6 protein-coding genes and 1 pseudogene are annotated in these 5,078 nt (G+C 45.6%); 6 read left to right on the top strand and 1 reads right to left on the bottom strand.

Translation table 11 applies throughout. The annotated features are described in order from the left end of the window. The 3 genes and pseudogenes from RMO35_RS00695 to RMO35_RS00685 form a co-directional block, all read left to right on the top strand. Positions 1 to 1,186, top strand: a pseudogene (locus RMO35_RS00695) (polynucleotide kinase-phosphatase); the annotation flags it as partial. An 86-nt stretch (positions 1,187 to 1,272) separates the two neighbouring features. Next, entirely contained in the window at positions 1,273 to 2,124 is an 852-nt protein-coding gene (locus tag RMO35_RS00690; RefSeq protein ID WP_309737858.1) for an Rpn family recombination-promoting nuclease/putative transposase, read from the top strand. Between the two features lie 21 nt (positions 2,125 to 2,145). Beyond that, on the top strand, positions 2,146 to 2,523 hold the full coding sequence (locus tag RMO35_RS00685; RefSeq protein WP_309737856.1) for a hypothetical protein: 378 nt from the start codon (positions 2,146 to 2,148) through the stop codon (positions 2,521 to 2,523). Between the two features lie 59 nt (positions 2,524 to 2,582). Here the strand turns inward: RMO35_RS00685 and RMO35_RS00680 are convergent, their stop codons facing one another. After that, positions 2,583 to 2,975 carry a hypothetical protein gene (locus RMO35_RS00680; RefSeq protein ID WP_309737855.1) on the bottom strand — a complete coding sequence of 131 codons (393 nt, stop codon included), beginning with the start codon at positions 2,973 to 2,975 and terminating at the stop codon, positions 2,583 to 2,585. 394 nt (positions 2,976 to 3,369) lie between these two features. Between RMO35_RS00680 and RMO35_RS00675 the strand changes: the two genes are divergently transcribed. From RMO35_RS00675 to RMO35_RS00665, 3 genes are all read left to right on the top strand, one after another. Beyond that, complete coding sequence (locus tag RMO35_RS00675) at positions 3,370 to 3,651, top strand: hypothetical protein (RefSeq protein ID WP_309737854.1); 282 nt, start codon at positions 3,370 to 3,372, stop codon at positions 3,649 to 3,651. A gap of 74 nt (positions 3,652 to 3,725) precedes the next feature. Then, positions 3,726 to 4,064 carry a hypothetical protein gene (locus RMO35_RS00670; protein ID WP_309737852.1) on the top strand — a complete coding sequence of 113 codons (339 nt, stop codon included), beginning with the start codon at positions 3,726 to 3,728 and terminating at the stop codon, positions 4,062 to 4,064. Positions 4,065 to 4,176: 112 nt separating this feature from the next. Continuing rightward, positions 4,177 to 5,078 (top strand): DEAD/DEAH box helicase family protein (locus RMO35_RS00665; protein ID WP_309737851.1); only part of this gene is annotated, 902 nt, incomplete at its 3' end.

Raw genomic sequence — 5,078 nt, 5'->3', positions numbered from 1 at the left:
GCAAGCAAATATTGCCATTCAGGCGGATCGATCTGTTGCCGCTCTCGAAGTAATGAGCCGCTTTGCCGCCAATCCTAAATGGTTGATTTATCTGCCGCCTACGATGTCTCCCGTGGCGACTTCCAAACTACCTGGATATCTCGAATATCCTACCGAAGCCTTTGATTATTATCGATCGAGCGGCATTAATGAAGTTGTCTGCGAAGAAAAACACATGGGTTCGCGAGCGGTAATTATTATCTGTCGAGATGAAACCGCTGTGGAGCAACGGTTTGGGATTACAGGGGAAGGCATCGGCATCTGTTATACCCGCACGGGACGCAGATTTTTCAATGATTTGCAACTAGAAATTACATTTTTGGAGCGCGTTCGAGCCGCGCTTACGGCTTGTGACTTCTGGCAGCGATTAGAGACAGACTGGGTGTGCTTAGACTGTGAATTGATGCCGTGGTCGGCAAAAGCCCAAAGCTTGCTTACGAGTCAATACGCGCCTGTGGGTGCCGCCGCTAATCATGCTTTAGATTGTGCGACCCAATTATATCAACAGGCACTCGATCGCGGAGTCGCAGTCGCACCCCAACTCGAAAAATTACAGATGCGATCGAGTATGGCACACAAATACGTCGATGCTTACCGTCGCTACTGTTGGACTGTAGACTCGATCGAAGATTTCAAACTGGCACCATTTCATATTATGGCAACAGAGGGCACGGTACATACCGACAAAGACCATCTTTGGCACATGAATCAAATTGCCCAAATCTGTCAGTCAGATCCGATCCTCCTTTCTTCTACCCATCGCACTGTCAATCTTCAAGACGAAGCAGCAGTGACAGCCGCTACCCAATGGTGGGAGACACTAACCCAAGCTGGCGGCGAGGGGATGGTCGTCAAACCGATGCAGTTTATCAATTCTGGTAGCAAAGGTCTAATTCAACCTGCGGTTAAAGTCCGAGGATCGGAGTATCTACGGATTATTTATGGCCCCGAGTACGACCTCCCCGAACATCTAGACAGGCTGCGCCAGCGAGGTTTGGGTGCGAAGCGGAATCTGGCATTGCGGGAATTTGCATTGGGAGTAGAGGCGTTGGAACGGTTTGTCGCGGGGTTGCCGTTACGTCAGGTACATGAGTGTGTATTTGGCGTATTAGCATTAGAAAGCGAACCGATCGATCCTAGGCTGTAAGATATTCTCTACTTAAAACTTAGATGATGAATAATTTATAACTAAAGATTTATAATACATTCAGATCGAATTAGAATTATTGCTGCATGTATGACAATACTTGTAAATATCTAGCCGAACATTTTCCTGAAGATTTGGCTAGTTGGCTGATTGGCGAACGTATTGCGTTGACTCAATTGCAGCCAACAGAATTGAGTGTCGATCCAATTCGAGCCGATAGTCTGATTTTGCTGGCTAATGAAGATTTAATTTTGCATCTGGAGTTTCAGACAGTTCCCGATCGGGAGATGCCATTTCGGATGCTAGACTATCGCATTAGGGCTTATCGCAAGTTTCCAACCAAACGGATGAGACAGATAGTAATCTACTTGACTCGGACTGCAAGTGAGCTAGTTTATCAAACCACATTTGAAATCGAACATACTCGCCATCAGTTTGAAGTAATTCGACTGTGGGAACAACCCGCCCAAATATTTTTACAGTCGCCAGGATTGTATCCTTTTGCCAGTTTGGGACAAACTGATGCACCTGAGTTGGTATTAAGGAGCGTAGCCGCTAAAATTGAAGAGATCGAATCGCCAAAAGTTCAGGCGGATTTGGCAGCTACTGCGGCGGTATTAGCTGGGTTAGTGTTGGATCGAGATCGAGTTAAGCAAATATTACGGAAAGAGATCGTGAGAGAATCAGTAATCTATCAAGATATTTTGGCAGAAGGCTTGGCGGAAGGCTTGGCGGAAGGCTTGGCGGAAGGCTTGGAGCGCGGACTGCAACAGGAGAGAGCATTAGTTATCAGACAATTAACTAAAAAATTGGGCAATCTTACTCCCAACATTCAAACGCAGATCGGCAGCCTATCGATCGAAAGAGTCGAAGCTTTGGGCGAGGCTCTTTTAGATTTTACGACTCTAGCCGATTTAAATGAGTTTTTAGAGGGTTAGATCGAGCCTGAATTTGCTGAAATGACTGAGAAAAATCGAGTAGTCGAATTTAAAACCGACAGAATTGTCTGTCTCGATTCTCCAATCTCAGGGGGACGAGGAGAGAAATTACATTTATTTGCAGAGGTTATAGACACTATTACTATCTCCGATCGCTGTTGGGTGCGACCATTAGCGATCGCACGATCCAATCCCGAAAGTTTTAATGTAGAATTCCTCCACGATCTGCGCGATGCGGCTCAACTTATTTTACCCAAGGCTTTTTTTCGGGATGCTTTAGATACAGAAGTTTTACCTTTGATATCTGAACTATTTCATCCCGCTAAAGATTCGATTCGATCGGCAAATGCTCAAAAAATATTATATCGATTCATCGCCGATCTTTATCGATCGAGTTAAACGCCAGTCTCATACCAATCGAATATCGGCTTGCTGCTAATTATTAATTATTAATTAATTTAACAGCCCTCCTCTTGCCGTTTGAGCAATCTATTGAAAATTTCCGTCCCTCCAGGCGATAGCACCCGCACGCGGATAAAGTCAGGATCTTTTTGTTGCCAGATGGCTTGATATCTAGTATCGCCATTACTCCAAGTATAAGTTCGGCGATCGCGCGTACCACCGATCGTTGCCCCAGCGAGATCGAGGCCAGTTTTATCGCCAATTTTGGTAGCAGTATATCGATAAGCATCGCGCTCGTAAAAAATACTCACAGTCCATTTATTATCGCCAAATACACCGCTGAGTCGTTGTTCCTGAGCCATTACGGGCGTGGGTTGAAAAGTAACGATCGCCGTAGGCACAGAAAGCCCGATAATTGTAACTAAAGCAAGCTGATGTAGTCGAGTCATACTAACCTCTAATCTGGTTGGGGAGATAACGATAACTTCAACATCAAGCGGGATGATTTCGGAAAACTCGACCGATCTTGAGGGAATTTATTGCCAGCTATTGTGACTTTCGTCAAGATCGGTTGCATCCCTATCCGTGGGCTAAGATCGAGCCTAAATTTAGCAAGATAGATCGCGATAATTGTTTATAATATTAGTAGCGACTGCTAACCATCCCCCGCGCTGAGAAGTTGGGTAGAGACCTTGGATACCATTACTGCTTTGGTAGTTATCACCATAGTCGATTCATCCCGATCGAAACTTCCGCGATCGCACGGATCTAAAATGTAAGATTTGTAGTTATGCTGTCAGTAGCACTGCCGACAAATATTCAACTTTTTCATCTAAATATCATATGTCTGGTGTTACAATCGCCATTTCGTTAGCAATCTGCTTGTTACTGTTTCTGTGGGTTAAGAATCAGCAGAAATCTGGCAGCAAACAACATCATCTCAATAATCGCAAGCTGCGACCCCAACATCCCCATTTAGAACGAAAATTATTAAAATTACTCGGTGGTAATCAGAGTACGGCACATCGCTTGATTCAACAATCTCAACTCAGACACCCCGATAAATCTGCGGATTGGCACTGGGAAAAGGCGATCTACGACCTAGAACGCGACCGATGGCGATAGTAGGTGGTAAATAGGGAATAGTAAATGGTAAGTAATTTCCTCATTTACAAATAACCTACTATCGATTACAAAATATGGAGTTAATACCAGGAATCATTGCCTATTTTATCGGTGGATATATCTGCTGTGTGAGTAGAGTATTCATCTGGCTGATTGCCTCGCATTGGGCAAAAATTTGGGTTGCTGATGCCAGCCAAGCCGATAGTCAAATTTTATCGCTGTCAGTTGTGATTACCGTGCTAATAATGTCGGGAATTGCTTTGTTTGTATGGTCGATCGCTAATCATATCAATTACAAATTTACCGAAAAAGGTTTTCTGGCTAATGGTGCGGCGGGTATGGCAATTGCCCTGGCGATCGGTCAAAATGATTGGCTGACGGAAATCGCGAGTAAAATGACACATGCGAGTTAGTTTAGGTTTTAGGCTTCGGGCTTTAGGCTTTGGGTTTTATGGGTGAGCTGTTCGGCTGGTTTGGCAAGGGTTGCGTTAGGATAAAGGGTGCCTAACATTTGACTGACGCTTTATGGCAAGAGTGCCAATCCTGAGCTATGATCGCGGAACTTTGATCTTACATCCACCACCAAAGGGTAGAGGCTGGATGGAGTATGCGACTTGGGACGATCGGATTGAGAAATTTCGGATTCCCGGTCATAATTATCGTGAAGTTATCGAATCACTCCAGCAAGACAATACGGATTTTGTCGATAAAGCCAAAGCCTTTGACGAGCTGCAATTAGACTCTCAGCTCAAGCTCGAACCCTATCCCCATCAAGCCGCAGCTCTACTTGCCTGGAAACAAGCCGGGAGGCAGGGTGTAATCGTCTTGCCTACCGGAGCGGGCAAAACGCTCGTCGCGCAGCTTGCGATGGCTGCTACCCCCCGCAGTACGCTGATTTTGGTGCCGACGATCGATCTGATGCACCAGTGGTACGCGCAGTTGTTGACGGTGTTTCCGGGTACGGAAATTGGGTTGCTCGGCGGTGGTTCGCGCGATCGATCGCCGATTCTGATTTCGACTTATGACAGTGCGGCGATTCAGATCGAATCTTTGGGCGATTTATATGGGTTATTAATTTGTGATGAGTGCCATCATTTACCGACTGATTTTTATCGGGTAGTTGCCGAGTACTCGCTCGCGCCTTATCGGCTGGGATTGAGTGCTACTCCCGAACGGAGCGACGGTAGACATCAGGATTTAGACAGGTTATTAGGCAAAGAAGTCTATCGCCAAACCGCCGCAGATTTGGCAGGTTCGGCTTTAGCACCCTATCGCGTCGAACAGATCAAGGTTAAATTAAGTCCTGAAGAACTCAGTCGTTATCACGAACTAATTGCCGAACGAGATCGTTTTTTGCGCTCTCAAAAAATCTCGTTCGGTAGTATCGACGGTTGGCAAAAGTTTATTCGAGCAAGTTGTCGATCGAC

Source organism: Chamaesiphon sp. OTE_20_metabat_361, from assembly GCF_031364565.1.
The sequence above is the reverse complement of the archived record's forward strand: the minus strand, read 5'-3'. Positions and strand labels throughout refer to the sequence as shown.

Excerpts from the sequence above, each read along its gene's own strand:
- RMO35_RS00690 (WP_309737858.1), top strand. The coding sequence starts at position 1,273 with ATGTATGACAATACTTGTAAATATCTAGCCGAACATTTTCCTGAAGAT.
- RMO35_RS00685 (WP_309737856.1), top strand. The coding sequence starts at position 2,146 with ATGACTGAGAAAAATCGAGTAGTCGAATTTAAAACCGACAGAATTGTC.
- RMO35_RS00680 (WP_309737855.1), bottom strand. The coding sequence starts at position 2,975 with ATGACTCGACTACATCAGCTTGCTTTAGTTACAATTATCGGGCTTTCT.
- RMO35_RS00675 (WP_309737854.1), top strand. The coding sequence starts at position 3,370 with ATGTCTGGTGTTACAATCGCCATTTCGTTAGCAATCTGCTTGTTACTG.
- RMO35_RS00670 (WP_309737852.1), top strand. The coding sequence starts at position 3,726 with ATGGAGTTAATACCAGGAATCATTGCCTATTTTATCGGTGGATATATC.